At 54.6% G+C, this 22049-nt stretch carries 19 protein-coding genes, 2 pseudogenes and 1 riboswitch; of the genes and pseudogenes, 7 read left to right on the plus strand and 14 right to left on the minus strand.

Annotation, left to right across the window (positions count from 1 at the left end; genetic code table 11):
- Positions 1-295: 295 nt before the first annotated feature.
- The 4 genes and pseudogenes from JK202_RS09955 to JK202_RS09970 all read right to left on the minus strand — a co-directional run.
- Positions 296-1903, minus strand: a complete 1608-nt coding sequence (locus JK202_RS09955; RefSeq protein ID WP_211560640.1) for a glycosyltransferase 61 family protein — start codon at positions 1901-1903, stop codon at positions 296-298.
- An 856-nt stretch (positions 1904-2759) separates the two neighbouring features.
- A complete protein-coding gene (locus JK202_RS09960) occupies positions 2760-3377 on the minus strand; it encodes a CatB-related O-acetyltransferase (RefSeq protein WP_211560643.1) in 618 nt (205 codons plus the stop codon).
- A gap of 267 nt (positions 3378-3644) precedes the next feature.
- Positions 3645-4832 (minus strand): annotated as a pseudogene (locus JK202_RS09965) (IS3 family transposase).
- A gap of 377 nt (positions 4833-5209) precedes the next feature.
- Positions 5210-5892: pseudogene (locus JK202_RS09970) on the minus strand (transposase); the annotation flags it as partial.
- 408 nt (positions 5893-6300) lie between these two features.
- Between JK202_RS09970 and JK202_RS09975 the strand changes: the two are divergent.
- Positions 6301-7626 (plus strand): discoidin domain-containing protein, encoded by a 1326-nt coding sequence (locus JK202_RS09975; RefSeq protein ID WP_211560646.1) that lies wholly within the window; start codon positions 6301-6303, stop codon positions 7624-7626.
- A 589-nt stretch (positions 7627-8215) separates the two neighbouring features.
- On the opposite strand, the gene hisD is transcribed toward JK202_RS09975, so the two are convergent.
- From hisD to JK202_RS09995, 4 genes are all read right to left on the minus strand, one after another.
- Positions 8216-9508: a histidinol dehydrogenase gene (hisD, locus tag JK202_RS09980; RefSeq protein ID WP_211560648.1), complete on the minus strand. Its 1293-nt coding sequence runs from the start codon at positions 9506-9508 to the stop codon at positions 8216-8218.
- Positions 9508-10233: an ATP phosphoribosyltransferase gene (hisG, locus tag JK202_RS09985; protein WP_249199917.1), complete on the minus strand. Its 726-nt coding sequence runs from the start codon at positions 10231-10233 to the stop codon at positions 9508-9510. The genes hisD and hisG overlap by 1 nt, the downstream gene beginning before the upstream one ends.
- A 115-nt stretch (positions 10234-10348) precedes the next feature.
- Positions 10349-10975 carry a guanylate kinase gene (gene gmk, locus JK202_RS09990; protein ID WP_211560651.1) on the minus strand — a complete coding sequence of 209 codons (627 nt, stop codon included), beginning with the start codon at positions 10973-10975 and terminating at the stop codon, positions 10349-10351.
- 196 nt (positions 10976-11171) lie between these two features.
- Positions 11172-12431, minus strand: a complete 1260-nt coding sequence (locus tag JK202_RS09995) for an AI-2E family transporter (protein ID WP_211560654.1) — start codon at positions 12429-12431, stop codon at positions 11172-11174.
- A 194-nt stretch (positions 12432-12625) separates the two neighbouring features.
- Between JK202_RS09995 and pqqA the strand changes: the two genes are divergently transcribed.
- The 5 genes from pqqA (at position 12626) to pqqE (ending at position 15804) form a co-directional block, all read left to right on the plus strand.
- Positions 12626-12706 (plus strand): pyrroloquinoline quinone precursor peptide PqqA, encoded by an 81-nt coding sequence (gene pqqA, locus JK202_RS10000; RefSeq protein WP_010502998.1) that lies wholly within the window; start codon positions 12626-12628, stop codon positions 12704-12706.
- 113 nt (positions 12707-12819) lie between these two features.
- Positions 12820-13734 carry a pyrroloquinoline quinone biosynthesis protein PqqB gene (pqqB, locus tag JK202_RS10005; RefSeq protein ID WP_211560656.1) on the plus strand — a complete coding sequence of 305 codons (915 nt, stop codon included), beginning with the start codon at positions 12820-12822 and terminating at the stop codon, positions 13732-13734.
- Positions 13731-14450, plus strand: coding sequence for a pyrroloquinoline-quinone synthase PqqC (pqqC, locus tag JK202_RS10010; protein WP_211560658.1), 720 nt, complete (start codon positions 13731-13733; stop codon positions 14448-14450). The genes pqqB and pqqC overlap by 4 nt, the downstream gene beginning before the upstream one ends.
- On the plus strand, positions 14447-14737 hold the full coding sequence (gene pqqD, locus JK202_RS10015) for a pyrroloquinoline quinone biosynthesis peptide chaperone PqqD (RefSeq protein WP_211560661.1): 291 nt from the start codon (positions 14447-14449) through the stop codon (positions 14735-14737). Before pqqC ends, pqqD begins: the two co-directional genes overlap by 4 nt.
- On the plus strand, positions 14734-15804 hold the full coding sequence (gene pqqE, locus JK202_RS10020) for a pyrroloquinoline quinone biosynthesis protein PqqE (RefSeq protein WP_211560663.1): 1071 nt from the start codon (positions 14734-14736) through the stop codon (positions 15802-15804). The genes pqqD and pqqE overlap by 4 nt, the downstream gene beginning before the upstream one ends.
- 31 nt (positions 15805-15835) lie before the next feature.
- Here pqqE and ribH read toward each other — a convergent pair whose 3' ends face one another.
- The 5 genes from ribH to JK202_RS10045 form a co-directional block, all read right to left on the minus strand.
- The gene (gene ribH, locus JK202_RS10025; RefSeq protein ID WP_062459559.1) at positions 15836-16315 is read right to left on the minus strand and encodes a 6,7-dimethyl-8-ribityllumazine synthase; all 480 of its coding nucleotides are present in this window, start codon (positions 16313-16315) and stop codon (positions 15836-15838) included.
- Positions 16312-17565: a 3,4-dihydroxy-2-butanone-4-phosphate synthase gene (gene ribB, locus JK202_RS10030; RefSeq protein WP_211560665.1), complete on the minus strand. Its 1254-nt coding sequence runs from the start codon at positions 17563-17565 to the stop codon at positions 16312-16314. The genes ribH and ribB overlap by 4 nt, the downstream gene beginning before the upstream one ends.
- Positions 17562-18200, minus strand: coding sequence for a riboflavin synthase (locus JK202_RS10035; protein ID WP_211560666.1), 639 nt, complete (start codon positions 18198-18200; stop codon positions 17562-17564). The genes ribB and JK202_RS10035 overlap by 4 nt, the downstream gene beginning before the upstream one ends.
- A complete protein-coding gene (ribD, locus tag JK202_RS10040) occupies positions 18182-19231 on the minus strand; it encodes a bifunctional diaminohydroxyphosphoribosylaminopyrimidine deaminase/5-amino-6-(5-phosphoribosylamino)uracil reductase RibD (protein WP_249199918.1) in 1050 nt (349 codons plus the stop codon). Before ribD ends, JK202_RS10035 begins: the two co-directional genes overlap by 19 nt.
- Positions 19232-19348: 117 nt before the next feature.
- Positions 19349-19506, minus strand: a riboswitch (FMN riboswitch).
- A 174-nt stretch (positions 19507-19680) separates the two neighbouring features.
- Complete coding sequence (locus JK202_RS10045; RefSeq protein WP_211560668.1) at positions 19681-19872, minus strand: entericidin A/B family lipoprotein; 192 nt, start codon at positions 19870-19872, stop codon at positions 19681-19683.
- 199 nt (positions 19873-20071) lie between these two features.
- On the opposite strand from JK202_RS10045, the gene JK202_RS10050 reads away from it, so the two are divergent.
- The gene (locus JK202_RS10050; protein WP_211560669.1) at positions 20072-21511 is read left to right on the plus strand and encodes a deoxyribodipyrimidine photo-lyase; all 1440 of its coding nucleotides are present in this window, start codon (positions 20072-20074) and stop codon (positions 21509-21511) included.
- Between the two features lie 50 nt (positions 21512-21561).
- On the opposite strand, the gene JK202_RS10055 is transcribed toward JK202_RS10050, so the two are convergent.
- A complete protein-coding gene (locus tag JK202_RS10055; RefSeq protein WP_211560672.1) occupies positions 21562-22017 on the minus strand; it encodes a hypothetical protein in 456 nt (151 codons plus the stop codon).
- Positions 22018-22049: the final 32 nt, after the last annotated feature.

Below are 22049 nucleotides of genomic sequence, written 5' to 3' on the forward strand. Positions count from 1 at the left end.
TTCCATTAGCAAAGGCAGAAGTACGCCCCAGAAATAGACTGGCGGCACTACCGTGATAGCAACTGCATTAAACGGATGTTCTAACCTTCTTAATGCAGTTGCGCGCGCATCGCGACCTGCTACGACAAGACAGCCTAGTCTTTTATTAGTTTCCTCAACCTCACCATCGTAAGATTCTGGATCAGGTCTTTTTTCAACGTGACTTAAGGGGAGTCTTTCCGTTAGCTTAAGCACGAGAGAAGTAATAATGGAAATCTAATTAAAAATAATAAATTCCTAAACGATAAACAAAAGATTATTCGCCTTTTGCTGCCCATATCTCTGATTCTTCTAAGCGGTAACAAAGATGATCTGGATTATCTTTTGAGAAACCAAACACTTGAACTTGATCAAGGTGCAAATAATTTTTTCCTATTATTTGAACGCGTAAAAATCTAATTTCTACAGGTACTTCTGGCTGCCATTTGTAAGGATTTCCATCTATTCCTCCAAATGGAAAATTTTCATCTCTTATAGTAAGAACTTCCCAATTTTCACCATCATAGCTCCCTAATAGTTTCAAACGTGCAGAGCGATGTTCTAAACCTTCAAATCGATTAAACAAAAGCACTCCTGTCACATAGGATTTTTCTTCAAGATCAACTTGCCACCATGCATTTTCATCGAAATCAGTATGAAACTGATAAGTGCCTTTTAAGAAACCGCTTACGGCTCCAGCAGAATCTAATTCTACTGTGTTCTTTTTTGACCACAAACTAATAGAGCTTTGCGTAGTTGGTTTGTCTTTGGAGATTATTTTCCCATTAATAAATGGTAATTCACTCTTAGGTTTATTAAGTAAAGGAGAAAATCCCTTTATCGACAACAAATTGTCAACGTTGACTGATAATTCATCAGCAACTCCAATTGGGTCGGTGATAATAAAGTTATTTCCAAAATATTCATCTCTTCCGATATTATATATATTACCTTTTGGATAAAAATAAATTGAGTTATTTTGGTTTGCTTTATCAAATAGCAATTGATTTGACCAAATTTCATTTCCATAGGAAATTCCAATTATGTTGTTTTTTGGGGTAAATATTCCTGTATGAAGAGCTGACCCCATACTTCCAAGAACTATTGGGTGTTCCCTAAATATCATTACTTGTTGCCTAAAATTAAGTTTTTCAGGAAATATTATTTCTATACCATTTTTTTTGAGTCTTTCACAAATAATATGTTCATTTTTTATTCTAGAAACACCTGAATTTATTTTTGTTTTCGCCAGATAAACAGGTATCTTCGAAATAGAAGCCGGATTGGAAACTTCAATCTCATCACCAATATGATTACAAAATTTGGCGAAAATTTCATAAACGAAATTATTTTCTTCGAAAGAGGGCTCGGGTATGGTAATTTTTTCAAAGCGAACAGGAATTGTAGAGTTTATAAAGTTACTTTCTTTTAGGCCTAATATATTAAAAATTTCGCCTATATATGGTATGGAAAACAGATCTTCTGGGGTTCTTTTGTCAGAATACACTATTTTTATATTATCTTCGATATTATTATTTAATACCCACCACAGACGACTAAGGGTTATTGTTAAAAAGTGACCGTAATGTGTATTGATGGGGCCAAGATAAAAATAATGCGCTGTTTTTTCTGCGAATTCATAATTCAATGCATCTAAATTGGTGAAGTAATCACCAAATATTAAATGATTATCGGGTATACCCAAGAAGACTCCAGAGGCTGTTATTAATTTTTTTCCTCTATCGTAACATCCTGGAGCGGAATCCATATAATTTTCAGGAACAAATAAAATATCCTCGTAGGAATCAATTCTTGGTGCTCCCTTTAATAAGGTTTCCCCCCCGTATACGCTATCGCAATGAGATAAAATCATTTCCTCGCCCATCTCGTATTTAAATTCGATCCTTAAAATATCCCTCAAAAGGATACATGATCAATGCATATATTTTAAGGATAATCAAAAATAGCTTTTTATCTAAAAATATGGATGTTTTTTATAAACCTGATTAGCTTCATTCAATTTTTCTTTATAACACGACATTTCTAACGTCCCTAGGGCAGTGAATACCAACGCTGAAAAAGCGACTCTTCAGACGGTCCGTGTCTCTGAGAAGTGGCAGAATAAGTTGGTAAAAAATAAGAACATGCTTGCAGCAGATCTTTCCAGCCCGTTTTCGGTTATAAATCCCACAGTCTCATCGGTTCAAAATTCAAGCTGATCGACGGCGGCGTCTGCGACCAATGGTCGCATGAGACTAAGAAAAAGATTACTTGATCGCAGCAACACAACGCTGACGTTTGGGCGTAACCATTCGGGCTCGAATTAGGGTGTAGCCTTGAAGGGACGACGGTGGAGAGGAAAACGGCCCATCACTCACAAAGCCAATAAAATTTTTATGGAAGACGGGATCTTCTTTCGAAGAACCATCGAAAAAACTGTATCCCACATTTGTGTTTTAATTTTAATATAGACGCGTATCAAATCTGGGCGAAGATTGAGCATATCTTGTCGATCAGAACTTAAAGAGAGGTTTTGCATCCACGGTGTAAGCTTCGATTAGGCCATCACGAGATCGGGCTGCTCAATATCATCTATAACTTACACCTATCCCTTTGCATGGAGGGATCAGTGCCAGTCTAGAGTAATCTCAAATAGCACAAAGTCGTCAATCAGAGCTTACACATGTTATTTGGTTATACTTAAAAATATTTTCTAGAAACAGAATATTTATTTACAATTTTTAAGTATTTTCAATATATTCTAAAAGACGATTTACATCATTTTTCGCTAATATGGGGATAATTTTATTTATCTTTTCATCTGGTAAATCCCACCAAGATGCAGAAATTAATCTTTTTATCAAGCTTTCTTCAAATCTATATTTTATAATAATGGCAGGATTTCCTATACTGATACTATATGGCGGTACAAATCCCCTGATAACTGTTCCAGCACCTATGATTGCACCATGTCCAATATTTGATTTAGGTAGAATGATGGCTCCCTCTCCAATCCATACATCGCTACCTATGATTACATCCCCTCCCGTATGGCATGCTGTGTGTTCGTCCGCGCCAGGCCACCAAGCCTTCAATGCATCAAATGGGTATGTAGAAACATTATTACCTTCGTGAGATCCCAATATAATTGTTGATTTTGCAATAGAACAAAATTTTCCAATATAAAGCTTTCCCCTATCCTTTTCTAGGACAGTTGGATTTCCATATGTATGATTTCCAATCTCCCATCCAAAGTTATGGATATCTTCAGACATACAAATTTTAGTTAGTCCAACATAGGGGGGATTTAACATTTCTCTTTCTCCAAAATAGTAAAAAATGTTCTTCGTAAATTTCATATAAAATACTTACAGATTTTATGGCTTAGATTTAAACTAATGACAAGGTCAATAAAGCTAGCCCTTCGATGGGATAAAACGGTTTAGCAGCCTCCTCAAGCCGCATTCTGAACACACCAGATTGATCATCTTACGGACTTTGAAATCTCTCGGGCGATCATGGTGTCAAAAACCTAGCACTAACTTTAATCAGATCTCATTTATCACCTACCATGCCGCACAGTGAGGTGGACCCGTCCGTTCGGACAGTTTTGTGGGCTTGATAAGCTATACCCGGTTGTCGTTATGCCGCCATTCTGACNTCTGGTCCGGGGTTAACCCCGGACCAGAGGGCCTCGGCACGTCATGATACGCCTCATCGGGCGTACGTCCAGCCAGCGCCGTATGCGGACGCTTCCCGTTATAATGGGCGATCCATCCGGCAAGCCCGGCCCGTAGCTCTGATCCGGTCTCGAACGCATGCAGGTAGACGCATTCATATTTCAATGATCGCCACAAACGTTCGATGAACACGTTATCCAGCCAGCGACCGCGCCCATCCATGCTGATGCGAACCTGGCGTCGTTCCAGAACCTCGGTGAACCGGGGCGTCGTGAATTGTGAACCCTGGTCCGTGTTGAAAATCTCTGGGGAGCCGTAGCGCACCAGCGCATCCCGGAGTGCCTCGACGCAGAACTCCGCATCCATTGTGTTCGACAGACGCCAGGACAGCACCTTGCGCGTGTGCCAATCCATCCACCGCCACCAGATAGAGAAAGCCCTTGTGCATCGGGATATAAGTGATGTCGGAACACCAGACCTGGTCAGGCCGATTGATGACCAGATCCCGCAGCAGATATGGATATTTCCGATGCTCCGGATGGGGCACGGTCGTGCGCGGCTTCTGGTAGATCGCCCGCAGGCCCATGATCGCCATGAGCCGCCGGACCCTCTTGCGGCCCACTTCATGTCCCAGGCGGCGCAGATGCCATGTCATCTGCCGTGAGCCATAATACGGCGTTTCCAGGAACTGGGCGTCGATCAGCCGCATCAGCTCCAGATTGGCCTCGCTCTGTGGCACAGGCCGATAGTAGACGCCCGACTGGTTGAGTTGCAGCAGCGTGCATTGCCGGATTATCGGCAGACGCGCTCGCTTCGGGTCAATCATCTGCCGCCTCTGATCACGCCCAACCGAGCAGAGGCATCGCGCAAAAAATCACGTTCCACCAGCAATTGGCCGATCTTCGCATGCAGCTTCTCCACATCGGCCGGGCTGGCTGTCGCTTCCGGTGCTGCCTTGCCAGAAAAGAGGCTCGCCATGCCCTCGATCGCCTGGCGCTTCCATTGGGCGATCATCGTCTGATGCACGCCGTGCTTCGACGCCAGTTCCGCCAGCGTCTGCTCACCACGGATCGCCTCCAGCGCAACACGAGACTTGAACTCACCCGAATACCGTTTCCGCGTAACCTTACCCATAAACCCGTCCTCTCTCAGATCGGATTATAGCTTATCGTCCTGTCCGAAAAATGGGGGCCACCTCACAGGTAGCATTTCGTCTTTCGAGTAATCTTGATCATAGAGGCTTTCTGTTCTGGCTGATCGTAGAGTCTGCACCATGTTGTGATATGAGTGAGGCCCTACTACCGAGGGTCAAAAGATTTATGGTGTGACTGCGATACAGATCTGTCTAATGCTGAAAGCTCTGGTCGGCTTTGCCTTGCGCCAGACGACACGTGGAGGGATCGAAGAACCGCTAACTGACGCGCTTGGCTTTCGGTATTTCAATTTGTGGTTGCCGTGATGACTTTTGATTTGCGTCTCTCACAGATCGGGAATTATCATCCTCTGGGTTGCTACGCCGTGGCGCTGATCCGTTTCAGGAAGGGAAGAGGTGCATATTATAGATGATATTGGCCAGCCCGATCCTTATGGTAGCTCGGGCGATGCCTACGGTCCGGATGAACAGTCCCGTCTGTAATTTCTGATCAGCAAAGACATGCTCGACAAGCGATCGAATGACCGACTTTTCGTCGTTAAATCTTTGGATATGCCAGGACATAAGCTTGAGATGTGGCTTCTTCCTGTAGACCTTCGAGACAAAGCCCTGCTTCTCCATGAAGTCTTCATTGACTTTCGAGCAATAGGCTGTGTCGGCCCAGACCGTTGAGGCCGTGTTGGTTTTATCCAGCAGGCCTGCGCGCAGTCTGGCGCCATCACTGGCGGCCGCATCGGTTGTTTTCCACTTTCGCATCAGACGGAAACTTCTGCTCGATGGAAAGATGCGATCTGTAGCCAGAGAATAGGATGGCGAGATCGGTTGGAGGGAGCGTCCCATCATCCTGACGCTTCGCCTTGGTGAACTTCAATGTCCAGCGGGCGTGCCTGTGCTTGTGGGGCAGTTTGGCTCACTTGTCTTGCCACTCTTTGAGAATACGCTCCGCAGGTAAACCCACTTTCTCAGTGTTAGTGGTGCGCTGCTGGGGGTTGCAACCAATGTCGCGTCTAGGATTTGGACTGACATGGGGAGATAACCAGTCTTCCCGAAACCTCGATTTCTCACTGTCGGAGTTGGGTTGCTCTGGGCGCGCGGGTGGAATTGGCGGGGACATAGAACCGGTTGAGCAAATTGTTAGCAGATTATAGCGTTCGGGAATCTCTACCTATGTCGCCGCTGTCCGGAAAAGGCTAAGGAATGTTATATAATACACGACAATTATCCATATGGGCGTTGTCGCATAGCTTGTTAGGTAGTAATGGCGACAAGACAGACCATTTATGATCGGCAAATTCGCAACACTAGCACTTCAGTAAGATTTCCTCAGTCCAAAGACTTGGGTCAAGGCAGCCGTTGAAAACCCATAATTTTTATAAGCTTGCGACCTAGAAAATTTATAAAAAATGTATAATGATGCAATACAAAATGAAAATCAAGGAAAACAAAAAAGTGAGCGATACATATAAATATAAATATTCAATTATGACGTGCTGTCGCTGGGAGTATAATAATATATCTGAGTGGGTATCCTTCTATAAAAAATTAGGATTCGATCATATTTATGTATACTGCAATGATGATGACCCAAGGGATTTATACACAAATTGTCTTCCATTTCTTTCAGGAGAAGAAAAATATATAACATTTGTTCATTACACAGAGGTTGGAAATCAAATTGGAATGATATTGGATTTTCTGAGGAGATTTAAAAACCAGACGGAATGGATTACGTTTTTAGATATAGATGAATTTTTGTTACTGAAAAATATTAATAACATTAAAGATTTTATGGTAAAATTCGAGGAGAATGATGCTGTTTACTTTAATTGGTCTATGTTTGGCACAAACTCTTTTGAAAAAAGACCTGAAGGAAGCGTTCTTCTGAATTATTGCTATAGAGAAGAAAAACTTCACCCGCTCACAAAAGTAATATCTAGAACAAAAATATATTCAGATGAATGGATTGAAAAAAATCCAGTTGATTCTATTCATCACGGAATAAGCAAATATCTTATGGATTTTAATTGTGTCAATGTTATTGGCAAAAATATGAATGAATTCATTGATAGTCCTATCGAAAGGCATATTGAATATTTATCTCTAGAATCTAATGCTATTAGAGAGATTGCTGTATTAAATCATTATTTTATGAAGTCTACTGAAGATTTTGTCCGGCGTTGGCAGCGAAGTGTAAGTAAGACCTTTTCGGGGCAGACGATTTGGAAGGATGCATTTGATAACGGCGGGTATAAGGATATAATTAAGTTATCCAATATAAAAGATACATATTTACGCGATTTTTGGAGAAAGACAACAAACGGTGCTTTTGATATTGCCGTAGGAGATAAGGATGTTGTTATTTCTCTAGGAAAAAATTGTACACAAAGTTCTTTATCGGAATGGTCCAAAGGGTCCTCCTTGGAAGAAGATGCGGGTCTGTTGGTTGGTGCTATAGATGATGGTGCTTACAGCAACCATACTGCTTTTGAAGAAAATCCTTGGTGGTCAATAGACCTTGGATCTATAAAAGAAATAAAAGAAATAAAGATTTACAACAGGAATGATTCTTCTTCAGATAGAATAAAGAATATATCTATTTATTTCTCGAATTTTGGAGATGATTGGAGAAATAAAATCTCGGTTAATGATATAAATTGGGTTGATGATAACGAGTTTTCTATAAAATTAATGGAAAATACAATAGATGCAAGGTTTATAAAAATAGAAGTTGTTGGAAATAATTTTTTGCACTTCAGGAGGGTGGAGATTTACTAATTATTGTTATTTGTTCGGTGGTGCACATTAAGAGTATATATTTATTTTCAATGGAGTGATGCATCTAATTTTGGCCAATTCTAACACTACAGTTGTGTTCTCAAAATGGTAGGCGTAGGCGGTTCTCTAATGCTTTCTTCGGGAATGTGACTCATGCTGGATATGGTTGAGAGAAATCCGTAGTTCGCCTGTGCTCTGATTTCGCCCATCAAGGCACAGGCAAGCATGATAGACGACACGTAATGACGGCCGCCCGCCCGCCAAGGCCACGCTTCATTGAGATCGAGGTCAAATTCTTTTTGTTCGTTTTGAAGCCTTCCTCGCTCCGCCAGTGTGTCCCTTGGACTTGGACAGGTGTTTTAGCCGGCGTTGTGCCTGACGAACATCAGGCGGTAAAATGCGAGAGATATCCAGCGGCTGAATTGTGCTTCAAAAGTAGAATCAAGATCTAGGCTCTGGAGCACCTGCGATATCGTCTACTCTTCCGAGGTGGGTGAGCGGAGATCAAAACTACTCATACTAGCCGCTGCCTCTCTTCCCATGTCCAACTGACAAGAATCAACTCGCGTTGATAAAAGATCTACTGGCCCTAGTTCTTTTCCAGACGGACCGACAGGCTGAGCGCATGGGCGTCCAGCCCTTCGGACTTTGCCAGAGCCACGCCGGCCGGACCGATCCGGCGCAGGCCGGCTTCGTCGGTTTCGATCGTGGTCGTGCGCTTGATGAAGTCGAAGACTGACAGGCCGGAGGCGAAACGCGCCGTGCGGCTGGTCGGCAGGACGTGGTTCGGGCCACCGACATAATCGCCCACGGCTTCGGGGCAATAGCGGCCCATGAAGATCGCGCCCGCATGACGGATCATGGGCGAGAACTCACGCGGGGCGTCGAGCATGACTTCCAGATGCTCGGGTGCCAGCGCGTTGACGATCTCGGCGGCTTCTTCCAGCGAACGTACCACGATGATTGCGCCGTGGTCTTCCCAGCTTTTCGTGGCGATGGTCGTACGGGGAAGCGTTTCCAGCTCCTTGCAGACGGCTTCGGCAGCACGCTCGGCAAAGGCGGCATCCGTCGTAATGAGGATGGCCTGCGCCTGCTCGTCATGCTCCGCCTGGGCCAGCAGATCGAGCGCTACGAGGCGCGGCTCGTTTTGGCCATCGGCCACGACCACGACTTCGGACGGTCCGGCGATGCTGTCGATTCCAACATGGCCAAAGACCTGCCGCTTGGCTTCCGCGACATACGCATTGCCCGGGCCGACGATGCGGTCCACCGGGGCCATGAGGTCCGTACCAAACGCCATTGCGCCGACGGCCTGTGCGCCACCGATGCGGTAGATTTCCGTAACGCCGCAAAGCTGCGCGGCTGCGAGAACCAGCGGGTTCAGCACACCATCCGGCGTCGGGACGCACATGGCCAGCCGCTTCACACCCGCCACACGGGCGGGTAGGGCGTTCATCAGCACGGAAGACGGATAGGCCGCCTTGCCGCCTGGAACATACAGCCCAACCGCATCCAGCGGGGTCCAGCGCATGCCGAGGCGAATGCCGTCCTCATCTGTGAAATCCAGATCCTTGGGCATCTGTGCGGCGTGAAACGTCTCGATCCGGCGGGCGGCGGTGCGTAAGGCATCCATCAGATCCGCAGGGACGCGCGCGGCTTCGGACGCGATTTCTTCAGCGCTGATCCGCAGCTTTTCAGCCGGAAGCGTCAGGCGGTCAAAGCGGGCAGTATAGTCGCACAGGGCTTCGTCACCCCGGCTGCGCACATCGGCAAGGATCGCGCGGACCGGCTCGGCCACGCTGCGTTCGTCGCTGCCACGCGCGGCCAGCAGTGTTGCGAAGTCTTCGGCGAAACCGGTAGCGGACGTATCGAGGCGTTTCATCAGACCGTCCCCTCCGTGGCGAGGGCCGCACGGAAGCGTTCGATCAGGGCGCTGATTTCTTCGGGACGGGTCTTGAGCGCGACACGGTTGACGATCAGGCGGCTCGTGACATGGGCGATGGTCTCGGTTTCCATCAGGCCATTGGCGCGCAGTGTGGAGCCGGTATCGACCAGATCGACGATCACGCTCGCCAGATCCAGCGTCGGCGCGAGTTCCATTGCACCGTTCAGATGCACGATCTCGGCGTTAATGGCGCGGGAGGCGAAATGGCGGCGGGCGATGGTGGGATATTTCGTGGCGACGCGCAGACGGGACTGGCCGGTCGCGGGGTCTTCCACCATGGCCTTCGGGCGCGCCACGCAGATGCGGCAGCCGCCAATGCCCAGATCGAGCGGGGCGTAGATGTCCGGATAGTCAAATTCCATCAGCACATCCGCGCCGCACACGCCGATATCAGCGCCGCCATAGGCCACGAAGGTCGCGACATCGAAAGAGCGGACGCGCACGACGTCCAGATTTGGATCGGACGTGCCAAAGCGCAGGCGGCGGCTGCTTTCGGTCAAACAGTCCGGGTCGGGCTCGATGCCCGTACGCGTCAGGACAGGAGCGAGCGCCTTGAGGATGCGCCCTTTCGGCAACGCCAAGATCAGCGGCGTGCGATGATGCGCGATCGTGTCCGTTCCGTTCCGGGGTATGATCGGGGGGTCGGTCTGGAGCGCTGTCATGCGACGTCTGGTCCTTGGCTGTCCGCAGTCACTGGGTAGGCAGCGCATATCACGAAGCCGGAATCTTCCCAAGTCTTGGCCGTAGGCGATGGCTCGGCCAGACGCGCCGACGGGGTCAGCGGCTGAAGCTGGCGACCATCTCCAGCAGGTTGCGCTGACGCCGCGTTGCAAGCCGCGCGGCTGTCAGAACCGAGCGGGCCTGCGAAATCGCCGTGTCCAGCTCCGAGTTGATGATCGTATGATCGAACTCGGCCCAGTGGGAAATTTCATCCAGCGCTGCCTTCATGCGCTTGGCAATTTCTTCCGGATGGTCTGAAGCGCGCTTGTTCAGCCGGCGCTCCAGTTCTTCTAAGGAAGGCGGCAGGACGAACAGGCTTACCACATCGTCCGGCAAGGCGGCGCGCAGAAGGCGGTGTCCCTGCCAGTCGATATCGAAGACCATGTCATGCCCGGCATCCAGTGCTTCCTCGACCGGCGCGCGTGGCGTGCCATATCCCCGACCAAAGACCTCCGCCCATTCCAGCAGTTCACCATCCGCAGCCATGCGGCGGAACTCCGCGATATCCCGGAAATGGTAATGTACACCCTCGACTTCCCCCGGACGCGGCCCGCGCGTCGTGACCGAGACGGAATGGCGCAGGGTTGGCTCCGAAGCGCGCAGGGCGTTGGCAATGGTGGACTTGCCCGCACCAGACGGGGCCGAGATCACCAGACAGACGCCACGGCGGGGCAGTTGGGTCATGGGGTCTCCTTGGAATAATGAACCGGACAGGAATGTTCTGCCGAAGCGTCTAGCGTAAAGGGGGCGGCTCTGGCCAGATATTCAGGGCGCTGCCCTGAAACCCGCCAAAGGCCGGGGGCCTTTGGAAACCGCTTGATTTGGAATCGGGATCAAAGGGGCGAGCCCCTTTGTGGGGCGCGGGGCAAAGCCCCGATCCTCACGGTTCTGACTGCAACTGCGCAACAATGGCACTACTGATCGTCCGCCTCGTCGGGCCGCCCAGCACATGGCCGAGCGGCGCCAGAACCTCGATATGGTCACAGACGATCTTGAAAACCGCGAGCATTGGCACGGACAGGAAGGCGCCCGAAATGCCCCACATCCAGTCCCAGAACAGCAGCGATCCCATGACGAAAACGGGATTGAGCGTGAAGCGCCGGGCCAGCAGCATGGGCGTGATAGTCTCGCCTTCCAGCACATGGATCAGCAGATAGATCGATGGCGGCAGGAGCGCGTAAAGCAGCGAGGGGAAGCTGAAGAGCCCGACCACGAAATAGACCACGACACCCGTGAGCGGGCCGATGATGGGAATGTAGTTCAGCAGGAAGGCTAGAACGCCCCACAGGAGCGGATTGGGCATGCCGGTCGCCCAGCACTGGATCATGTTCACCAGCCCGACACCCAGATTCATCATCGTGATCGTCACGAGATAGAGCGAGACGTTCTGCTCGATCTGGGTCGCCATTTCCACGAGACGGCGTTTCTTGGCGTAGGTCGGCATGATCTCGACGCAGCGCCGCAGAAGCGTGTCGCCTTCCGTCATGAGGAAGAACAGCATCAGCAGCATCGAGAAAAAGCCGCCCGCAAGTTCGCGCGTGCCAGCCAGAACGGAAGAGCCGAGCCGCGACAGGGCCGTTTCCCCACTGATCGGGGCGGTGACGCCATGAGTGGTGTGCGTACTGCCCGAATGTCCGCTGAACATGGCAGACAGACGCATGTAGTCGCGCTGAACGACGTCGATCGGCCCGCTGAGCACCGCCAGCTTGCTTTGCAGGGCGGGGAGCGTCTGTGGGGCGCGGGTGATCCAGCCGGCGGCAGGAACGGAAATGGTTGTGGCGATTCCGCCTACGACTCCGAACATCATGACGATCAGCAGCAGTCCCGCCAGATGCCTGGGCAGACGCAGGCGCTGGGTCAGGAATCGCATGGGTGCGATCATGAGCAGGTTCAGAACGAGCGCGAAGACGAAGGGCAGCAGGATGGGTGCCGTGAAATACAGCGAATAGAACACGGCCAGAATTGTCAGGATCAGGACGCACATGTCCCGGATGTTCAGGTGTTCGCGCAGCAGGTTCCGGTCGAGGGTCGGATCTGGAAAATCGCCGTCGGGCGCCAGTCTTTCACTGGGTTTTCCGGATGGGGGCGGACTATCGCTACAGGCAGGGTCGGCGGAAGACGCAGAGGGACGGCCGGACATGTTTTTTTGCCTGTAACGAAGACGGATCGTCTGGATCAAACGATCCGCGAAAGGACACAGTTGCGTGTTCTGCCCAAAAACCCCCTTGAACTCCAGTGCCATCAGGTCACTAAATAATGAGGAGCGCCTGTGGGTGTGCATGGATGGACCATCTGTCGCATTCACCGGTTATCGCAGACTTAAGGAGAACCATTATGGCCTGGAACACACCGAAAGTTACCGAAATCCCGCTGGGCGCAGAAATCAACTCGTATGTCTGCGGCGAGAAGAAATAAGCTCTTTCCCCAGGCCCCGTCCTTGAGGAATATGGCACGGCCGCTCCCCCATGGAGCGGCCGTTTTCGTTCATGGGTGCCGCAGGGTGCCCCAGTCAGACGGTTTGTGAAAAAATGATTGATGTCATCGTGCTCGGCGCGGCGGCAGGGGGCGGTTTTCCGCAGTGGAACTCCGCAGCGCCCGGCTGTGTGGCCGCCCGCACGCGACAGGGCGCAAAAGCCCGGACCCAGGCCTCCATTGCCGTCAGCGCCGACGGAAAACGCTGGTTCATTCTCAACGCCTCGCCCGATCTGCGTCAGCAGATCATCGAGACCCCGGCCCTGCACCATCAGGGCAGCCTGCGTGGCACACCCATTCAGGGCGTCGTGCTGACCTGTGGCGAGATCGACGCCATAACCGGGCTCCTGACATTGCGTGAGCGTGAACCTTTTACGCTGATGGGGAGCGACTCGACCCTTCAGCAGCTTGCGGACAACCCGATTTTCGGCGCGCTTGACCCCGAAATTGCTCCGCGCGTCCCGCTTATTCTTGATGAAGCCACGTCCCTGATGAACAAGGACGGGATCCCGTCCGGTCTTCTGCTCACGGCGTTTGCCGTTCCCGGCAAGGCGCCTCTTTACGCGGAAGCCGCAGGCTCACGCCCGGACGAAACGCTGGGCCTGTCCATTACGGATGGAAAGAAGACGCTGCTCTTCATTCCCGGCTGCGCGCACATCACGCCGGAGATCGTGGAACGGGTCGCTGCGGCCGATCTTGTGTTCTTCGACGGGACGTTGTGGCGGGATGATGAAATGATCCGCGCCGGATTGAGCCCCAAGAGCGGACAGCGGATGGGGCACGTGTCGGTGAATGACGCCGGTGGGCCGGTCGAATGTTTCACAACATGCGAAAAACCTCGCAAGGTGTTGATTCATATCAACAACTCAAATCCGATTCTGTTTGAAGACAGCCCCGAACGCAAAGACGTCGAACGCGCCGGATGGACGGTTGCGGAAGACGGCATGACTTTCAGACTGGACACACCATGACGCTCCTTACGCCCGACCAGCTTGAAGCAAAGCTTCGTCAGATCGGTGCCGAGCGGTATCACAACCGCCATCCGTTCCATCGCAAGCTGCATGATGGCAAGCTCGACCGCGCGCAGGTTCAGGCCTGGGCGCTGAACCGCTATTATTATCAGGCCCGCATCCCTGCCAAGGACGCGACGCTTCTCGCACGTCTGCCGACGGCCGAGCTGCGCCGGGAATGGCGTCGCCGGATCGAGGATCATGACGGCACGGAGCCCGGAACGGGTGGTGTCGCGCGCTGGCTGATGCTGACGGACGGTTTGGGACTGGATCGCGAGTATGTGGAAAGCCTCGACGGTCTGCTTCCGGCGACGCGCTTTTCGGTGGATGCCTATGTGAATTTCGTGCGGGACCAGTCGATTCTGGCCGCCATCGCATCGTCGCTCACGGAACTGTTCTCGCCGACGATTATCAGCGAGCGCGTGTCCGGAATGCTGCGGCACTATGATTTCGTGTCGGAAAAGACACTGGCCTATTTCACCCCCCGTCTGACGCAGGCGCCGCGGGATTCCGATTTCGCTCTGGCTTATGTGCGCGAAAACGCCCGCACTCCTGAACAGCAGAAAGAGGTTCTGGGCGCGCTGGAGTTCAAGTGTTCCGTGCTGTGGACGATGCTGGACGCGCTCGACTACGCCTATGTGGAAGGTCATATTCCGCCAGGCGCCTTCGTTCCATGACGGAAGCCCCCCCGGGTATCGCGGAGGAGACAGTGCTCTCCTTCGCCCGTGGCCACCGGCTCCAGCACGATCGCGTGCGGGATCTGTGGATCGTGCAGGCCCCTGAAAAAGCGTTTGTGATTGAGGGCTCCGCGCCGCATATTCTGCGGCTGCTGGATGGGAAACGCAGCGTCGGCGATATCATCCAGCAGCTTGCAAACGAGTTTTCCGCCCCGCGTGAGGTCATTGCGAAGGATGTCCTCGCGCTTCTTTCTGAACTGACAGAAAAGAACGTTCTGCACATATGACACTTCCTTCGCCGCCGATGAGCCTTCTGGCTGAACTGACGCATCGATGCCCACTGTCCTGCCCCTACTGCTCCAATCCGCTTGAGCTTGAACGCAAGGCGGCAGAACTCGATACAGCCACCTGGCGCACCGTGCTGGAGCAGGCTGCCGAGCTCGGTGTGCTGCAGGTTCATTTCTCCGGCGGCGAGCCCATGGCCCGTCCGGATCTGGTTGAACTGGTTTCCGTTGCCCAGAAGCTCAACCTGTATTCCAACCTGATTACGTCAGGCATCCTGCTGGACGAGCCAAAGCTGGAAGCGCTCGACAGGGCTGGCCTGGATCATGTTCAGCTGTCTTTCCAGGATGTGACGGAAGCGGGCGCCGAGCGTATTGGCGGTCTCAAGGGGGCGCAGCAGCGGAAGATCGAAGCAGCACGGTTGATCCGGGCGTCCGGCATTCCGATGACGCTGAACTTTGTGGTGCACAGGGAAAATGTTGCCCGTATCCCCGAGATGTTCGCATTGGCGCGGGAGCTGGGGGCGGGGCGGGTCGAGATCGCCCATACCCAGTATTATGGGTGGGGTCTGAAGAACCGTGATGCGCTGCTGCCCAGCCGCGAGCAGCTACAGGAATCCACGCGCGCCGTGGAGGTGGAGCGTGCGAAGGGCGGTCTTTCCATCGATTATGTGACGCCGGACTATCATGCTGACCGACCCAAACCCTGCATGGGAGGCTGGGGGCAGCGGTTCGTGAATGTTACGCCTTCCGGGCGTGTGTTGCCGTGCCATGCGGCCGAAATCATTCCCGATGTCTCGTTCCCGAATGTGAAGGATGTGAGCCTGTCCGAGATCTGGAACGCCTCGCCGCTCTTCAACATGTTCCGTGGTACGGACTGGATGCCCGAGCCCTGCCGGTCCTGTGAACGCAAGGAACGGGACTGGGGTGGCTGCCGGTGTCAGGCAATGGCGCTGACGGGAAATGCAGCAAACACTGATCCCGTCTGCAGCCTTTCTCCGTTCCACGACCGGGTGGAACGGGCTGTGACCGAGGCGTCAGAAAGGCCGGAACTTCTTTATCGGCGTTTCTGACGGAACGGGCATAAACCCCTTTTTGGGATGATCAGGGCTGGCCGGGAACGTTGCGCAGGAAGGCCACGCTTTCGACGCAGGCTGCGGCGGCTTCGCGGCCCTTGTTTTCGGCGTCCTTGCGGGAGCGGTCCACGGCCTGCTGCTCGGTGTAGGTCGTCAGGATTCCGAAGGCGATCGGCACTTCTGTTGCAAGCTGGGCCTGCATGATGCCAATGGTCGCGCCCAGCGAGATGAACTCGAAATGCGCAGTGTCACCCTTGATGACGCAGCCCAGGCAGATCACGCCTTCATACTGGCCGGACTTCGCCAGACGCTGTGCCAGAAGCGGCAGCTCGAAAGCGCCGGGCGCGTCATAGACGTCCACATCCGTGATGCCGCGCTCTTCGAGCCATTCGAGCGAGCCGTTCTTCAGGCCGCCCGTGATGTTCGTGTTGAAGCGGCTGACCACGATAGCCATTTTCGGCGCGGGCGAAAGACGCAGATCGGGGGCTACGGGGATGTGCTTGCTCATGCCGGCTGTTCCTGAAGGAAATGGCCCATCCGCGTGCGTTTGGTCGCAAGATAGGCGCGGTTGAAAGGATTGGCTTCGATTTCCAGACGCTCGCTGGATTTCACGTCAAAGCCGAAGCGGACGAGGTTGGATTCCTTGTCCGGATTGTTCGTCAGAAGGCGCAGCGAACTCACGCCCAGATGGCGCAGCAGGTCGGCCGCCGCATCCCATTCGCGGGCATCGGCGGGCAGGCCGAGGGCCTCATTAGCCTCGACCGTGTCCATGCCGTGATCCTGAAGTTCATAGGCGCGGATCTTGTTGGCCAGGCCGATCCCGCGGCCTTCATGGCCCCGCAGATAGACCAGAACGCCGGATTCCGACGCTGAAATCCGCTCCAGTGCCTCGCGGAGTTGCGCGCCACAGTCGCAGCGCAGGGAGCCGAGCGCATCGCCCGTCACGCATTCGGAGTGCAGCCGGATCAACGGCACGCCTTTGGATGGGTCGCCCTTCACCAGCGCGACGTGCTCCACGCCATCGACGGCGCGGAAGGCATGGATCCGCAGATCGTGGCCCCCGAAGATGCTCGGCAACGCGGAGTCCGCCACCATTTCGCCCGCAGCCGGAACGGGCGTGCAGATCAGGTCATGACCTGCCACGGCGCCGCGCCCGTGCTCGCGGCACCAGTCCTGAAGGTCCGCGATGCTGACGACGGGCATGTTGTGGCGGGCAGCATATTTCCGAAGTTCCGGCAGGCGCATCATGCTGCCGTCATCGGCCATGATTTCGCAGATCACGCCAGCGGGTTCCAGCCCGGCTAGACGCGCGATGTCGATGGAGCCTTCGGTATGGCCATTGCGGCCCAGCACGCCTTCCGGATGCGCGCGGAGCGGGAAGATATGCCCCGGCGAGACAAGATCGTCCGCCTTGGCCGCGGGATTGGCAGCCACGACAATCGTGCGGGCGCGGTCGGCGGCGGAAATGCCGGTCGTCACGCCTGTTGCCGCTTCGATCGAGACCGTGAAGGCCGTGCCGCGCGGGTCGCGATTGCGCGCCACCATGGGAGGCAGGGCGAGACGGTCGGCCTGTTCGGCTTCCAGCGGCAGGCAGATCAGTCCGCGCGCCTCACGGACCATGAAGTTGATTGCTTCCGGCGTGGCGAACTGCGCCGCCATGACCAGATCGCCCTCGTTCTCCCGGTTCTCATCATCGACCATAACGACCATGCCTCCCGCGCGGATGGCCTCGATGGCGGCTTTCAGGGACGGCTTCATGAGGCCACCTTTCCAAGGCTGGGGGAGAACCGCAGCAGGTTCTCGACATATTTTGAGAGCACATCGACTTCCACATCCATCCGGTCCCCGACCGACAGTGTGGAGAGGTTGGTGTGTTCCCAGGTGTGCGGAATGATCGTCAGGCCAACTTCGAAACCGGCCTGATTGCCGCGCGTGATGTCGTCATGCAGGTCGTTCACCGTCAGGCTGATGCCGTCGAAGGTGATGGAGCCCTTTTCCACGACATACTGGCGCAGCGCCTGTGGAACGAACACACGCAGGGCATAGGAATCGCCTGCTTTTTCAACGTTGGCGAGGGTCGCGACGCCATCCACATGGCCCTGCACGATATGGCCCGAAAGGCGCGTGCTGGCGGCAACGGCGCGTTCCAGATTGACGCGTGATCCGGCCCTGAGCTGATCCAGGGGGGTGCGGGACAGCGTCTCGCCGCTGAGATGGAACGTCGCCACGCCCGCTGCATCGAAGGTCTCGACCGTCAGACACACGCCGTTCACGGCCACGCTCTCGCCGAGTTCCAGATCGGGGAAGCCTGTCTCCACGGTCAGGTCCATGGCCCTGTCACGGACAGAAGCCGAGCGGACGGTTCCCAGACGCTCTATGATTCCAGAGAACATGCGTTTTCCCTCAGCAGTCGCAGCGGGCTCTCGTCCCGCGATTTCAGATCAATGCGGTCAGCGCCCGCAGTTTTGTGACCCGCAGTTTTATGAATGGTGAGCCAGTCGTCCCACAGCCCGGCTTCGGCCACTGAGGCCAGCAGGGCAGGCCCGGCTTCGATCATCGCCCAGTTCGAGCCGCGCTCCGCCAGCATGGCGGGGACCGAGAGCAGATCGGGGCTGGAAATGACGTCGAATCCGGCCTGCGTCATCTCGGCTGTCCAGTCTGCCGGAAGTCTTCCGTGCCGGTCGCACACGACGAGCAGGCGCGGCTTGCGGTTATCATGGTCCGGCACATGCCGGACCGTGAAGCGCGGGCGGTCCGTCAGAACGGTGCCGATGCCCGTGATGATCGCATCCGTTGCCCGGCGCAGGCGATGCGCGAGGACGAGCGAGTCCGAGGATGTGAAGGTTTTCTGCCCTGGCGGCGGCACCATGGAGCCATTTTCGTCCAGCGCCTGTTTGACGCTGATCCAAGGGCGGTGCCGGACGACGCGGCTTGCGAAAGGTGCCAGAAGGGCCCGGCAGTCCCGCGCCAGATCCGCCATATCCGGCCGATCCGCCAGCATGACCACGCGCTTTGCACCCGGCATTTCGCGGAGCCGAGATGCCCCCCCCGCAGCCTGCGGGTTGGGGTCGGCCGCACCGATCCAGACCTCGCGGACCGGGCTGTTGCGCAGGGCCTCGCTGCATGGCGGTGTGCGCCCCGTGTGATTGCAGGGTTCCAGCGTGACGAGAGCCACACGCGCCTGATCCAGCACACCCGCTGCCCGGGCCTGCGCCAGAGCCATCGCTTCGGCATGGGGCTGTCCGACGCGCGGATGAACGCCAACCGTCAGGATGCGGCCTTGCGCATCCAACAGCGCGCATCCTACAGACGGGTTGGGAGCCGTGGCACCGAAGGTTTCGACAGCCTGCGAAATGGCCGTACGGAACCCGTCGCGGATTGCGTTCAGCGCTACAGTGTCGGAAAGGGTGATCTGGTCAGCCAAGTTGCGTCTTCTGGTCCCGTTACAATCGGGACGCTCGCAAGGCGCACGCCGCCCTCAGCCGATACGGAAAACAGGCCGGGCAACAGATGCCCGAACCTGTCCGTCACCGGACAAGTGCTGCGTTCTCTTCCATCCGGACTCTAACCGTCGGCTCCGGAGTCTCACCGGATCTGCTTGTCCCTTCCAGACCGAAATCCGGAAGGCGCTCGCGGGCTGAGGCGGAGAAATCCGCCAATACCGCCGGTGGGGAATTTCACCCCGCCCTGAGAACGTCTTTGTTCAACTCAAACTATGGGACTGTCTGAGTACGGATGACAAGTAAAAATCTGCATACTGCCTTCACCTGAGGGAGAGGCGGCCTGCTGGAGGGTGGGCAGAAGGGAGCAGGGCAATAAAAAACCGCCGGTCGAGAGACCGGCGGTTCAATGAACCCGAGCTGGATGTCAGGCTCAGTGTGTGGATGCGTCCGTGTTGCGCTGAATGGCATCCTGTGTCGCATTGGCCCCGCGAGAGACATTGTGTCCAATGGAGCTGACGTCCTGACCCGCACCGTGGACCGTGTTGCAGGCTGAAAGCGAAACGCCAGCGCCGGACAGGAGAGCCAGGGACAGGGCAATGCGTGCGATGGACTTGGTGGACATAGGTAAAATTCCTCTAAAGAGCGTTTTGCCTTGTAAACGACATCCGGGAGCAATGGTTCACCGCAGGAAAGGAAAATTTTTCTCAGGTAATCATCTGCGCAGGCCCAGAAATAACTTAATCCTGTTCTGGAAAAAGCCATTCTGAACGAACGGTGCCGTCAGGCGCTGTATGAAGCGTTTTCCCCTGCTGTGAGGATCCATGTCCAGTTCCCAGAACCGCCCTGCCATCGTCTGGTTTCGAGACGATCTGCGCATGGCAGATCATCCTGCCTTGCATGAAGCGGCAGCGTCGGGTCGCCCGCTGATCTGTGTTTATATTCTTGATGACGAGACCCCGGCCCTGCACCCGCCTGGCGCGGCTTCGCGCTGGTGGTTGCATGGCGCGCTGGCGGAATTGCGAGGGCATCTGGAAGCGCAGGGTGGCACGCTGCTGACGCTTTCAGGCTCGGCGGAGAAACTGCTTCCACAACTGGCGGAACAGACGGAGGCAGCCTCCGTGCATTTGCATCATCGTCTGCATGAGCGGGAGCGGACGCAGGATGATCGTATCCGGCAAGCACTGGGGCGGCAGGGAGGCGAGGTCAGGGCGCACTGGGGGACGGTTCTGCTTGATCCGGATGCTGTGCGGACAAAGCAGGGCGGGTTTTATAAAGTCTGTGGGTCGTTCTGGAAGGCGTTACAGACGCATGCCGTTCCTGAGCCGCTTGAGGTTCCGGTCAGTCTGACGTTTCATGCGGTTCCAAAAACCATTCTGTCCGGGGCGCGGCTGAACGAGAAAGATCTTTGCCCGCAGACTCCGGACTGGGCGGAAGGGTTTCGGAAAACCTGGGAGCCGGGTGAGGCGGAAGGGCAAGAGCATCTTGAGGATTTTCTCAAGGATGCTGTCGCCGGTTATCCAAGGGGGCGGGATCGCGTGGCAGAGGAAGGGACCTCACGTCTGTCTCCCTATCTGGCTTCCGGCGCGGTTTCGCCACGGCAGGTCTGGGCGGCCCTTCAGAAACATGGCGCGCATACGGATGGCCCGCGGATATTCCTGTCGGAACTCGGCTGGAGGGAGTTTGCCCGCTACACGCTGTACCATCTGCCGAACCTGCCGTTTGAAAACCTGAGCCCCAAATTTTCCGCCATGCACTGGCGGAAAAGCGCGTCTGATCTGAAGGCGTGGCAGCGTGGACAGACGGGGGTGCCGATCGTGGATGCGGGGATGCGTCAGCTCTGGCAGACAGGCTGGATGCATAACAGGGCGCGCATGATCGTGGGCTCTTTCCTGACAAAGCACCTGCTGATTGACTGGAAGGCAGGGGAAGCCTGGTTCCGCGACACGCTGGTGGACGCCGATTTCGCGAACAATGCCATGAACTGGCAGTGGGTTGCGGGAACGGGCATCGAGGCCACGCCATTTTTCAGGATTTTCAATCCGACGCGACAGGCCGAAAAGTTCGATCCGGACGGCGATTATATTCGCCAGTGGGTGCCTGAGCTGGGCCGCCTTTCCGGCAAGGCCCTGTTTGAACCCTGGGCAGCGGGAGAGGAGGAACTGCGGAAGGGAGGAGTCATTCTCGGCAGAACCTATCCGCGTCCCGTTGTCGATCTGAAGGAAGGGCGGGACCGGGCCCTTCAGGCTTTCAGATCTCTGTAGGCTGCTGAAACCCCGGCCCTGTCACGCCTGACAGGGCCGGGGCGGTCGGATCAGAGACCGCCGTTCAGGAAGTTGTTAACGTCACCGCGGGTTTTGGTGCCAAGGGCGTTGGCGCGGTCGCGCTGTTCCTGCGGGGCATTTTTGAGCTGCTGCAGACGCTGGGTCTGCTGGTCACGCATATTCGTCAGCTTGGACTGCTCGCCGCTGATCTGCTTCTGAAGGCGGGCCTTCTGATTGGCCGGGGCGTTCGTGTACTTGTCCTTCAGGTCCTGAATCCGCTTCTCACGGCTGGCCTGCGCATCCTGGGACTGCTTCTGATAGTTCTGAACCCGGTTGTTCAGGCAGTCTTCCCGCTGTGCCAGACGTCCAAGGACACCATTCTGGCCGCTCTGCTGGCAGGCTGTGGACGTCGTGCTGTCGACGGCATGCGCCTGCGGAGCAAGAGATACGGCTCCGGCAATCAGTCCTGCGGCAAGCATCGAGCGGGAAAAAAGGGTGAAGTTCATAAAATCTCCTGTAAACGGATCAGTAAATCAGA

The organism is Gluconobacter sp. Dm-62 (assembly GCF_018256155.1).
Classification (GTDB): domain Bacteria; phylum Pseudomonadota; class Alphaproteobacteria; order Acetobacterales; family Acetobacteraceae; genus Gluconobacter.

Coding starts and splice junctions, on each gene's coding strand:
- JK202_RS09955 (WP_211560640.1), bottom strand. CDS start 1,903: ATGGGCGAGGAAATGATTTTATCTCATTGCGATAGCGTATACGGGGGG.
- JK202_RS09960 (WP_211560643.1), bottom strand. CDS start 3,377: ATGAAATTTACGAAGAACATTTTTTACTATTTTGGAGAAAGAGAAATG.
- hisD (WP_211560648.1), bottom strand. CDS start 9,508: ATGAAACGCCTCGATACGTCCGCTACCGGTTTCGCCGAAGACTTCGCA.
- hisG (WP_249199917.1), bottom strand. CDS start 10,233: ATGACAGCGCTCCAGACCGACCCCCCGATCATACCCCGGAACGGAACG.
- gmk (WP_211560651.1), bottom strand. CDS start 10,975: ATGACCCAACTGCCCCGCCGTGGCGTCTGTCTGGTGATCTCGGCCCCG.
- JK202_RS09995 (WP_211560654.1), bottom strand. CDS start 12,431: ATGTCCGGCCGTCCCTCTGCGTCTTCCGCCGACCCTGCCTGTAGCGAT.
- pqqA (WP_010502998.1), top strand. CDS start 12,626: ATGGCCTGGAACACACCGAAAGTTACCGAAATCCCGCTGGGCGCAGAA.
- pqqB (WP_211560656.1), top strand. CDS start 12,820: ATGATTGATGTCATCGTGCTCGGCGCGGCGGCAGGGGGCGGTTTTCCG.
- pqqC (WP_211560658.1), top strand. CDS start 13,731: ATGACGCTCCTTACGCCCGACCAGCTTGAAGCAAAGCTTCGTCAGATC.
- pqqD (WP_211560661.1), top strand. CDS start 14,447: ATGACGGAAGCCCCCCCGGGTATCGCGGAGGAGACAGTGCTCTCCTTC.
- pqqE (WP_211560663.1), top strand. CDS start 14,734: ATGACACTTCCTTCGCCGCCGATGAGCCTTCTGGCTGAACTGACGCAT.
- ribH (WP_062459559.1), bottom strand. CDS start 16,315: ATGAGCAAGCACATCCCCGTAGCCCCCGATCTGCGTCTTTCGCCCGCG.
- ribB (WP_211560665.1), bottom strand. CDS start 17,565: ATGAAGCCGTCCCTGAAAGCCGCCATCGAGGCCATCCGCGCGGGAGGC.
- JK202_RS10035 (WP_211560666.1), bottom strand. CDS start 18,200: ATGTTCTCTGGAATCATAGAGCGTCTGGGAACCGTCCGCTCGGCTTCT.
- JK202_RS10045 (WP_211560668.1), bottom strand. CDS start 19,872: ATGTCCACCAAGTCCATCGCACGCATTGCCCTGTCCCTGGCTCTCCTG.
- JK202_RS10050 (WP_211560669.1), top strand. CDS start 20,072: ATGTCCAGTTCCCAGAACCGCCCTGCCATCGTCTGGTTTCGAGACGAT.
- JK202_RS10055 (WP_211560672.1), bottom strand. CDS start 22,017: ATGAACTTCACCCTTTTTTCCCGCTCGATGCTTGCCGCAGGACTGATT.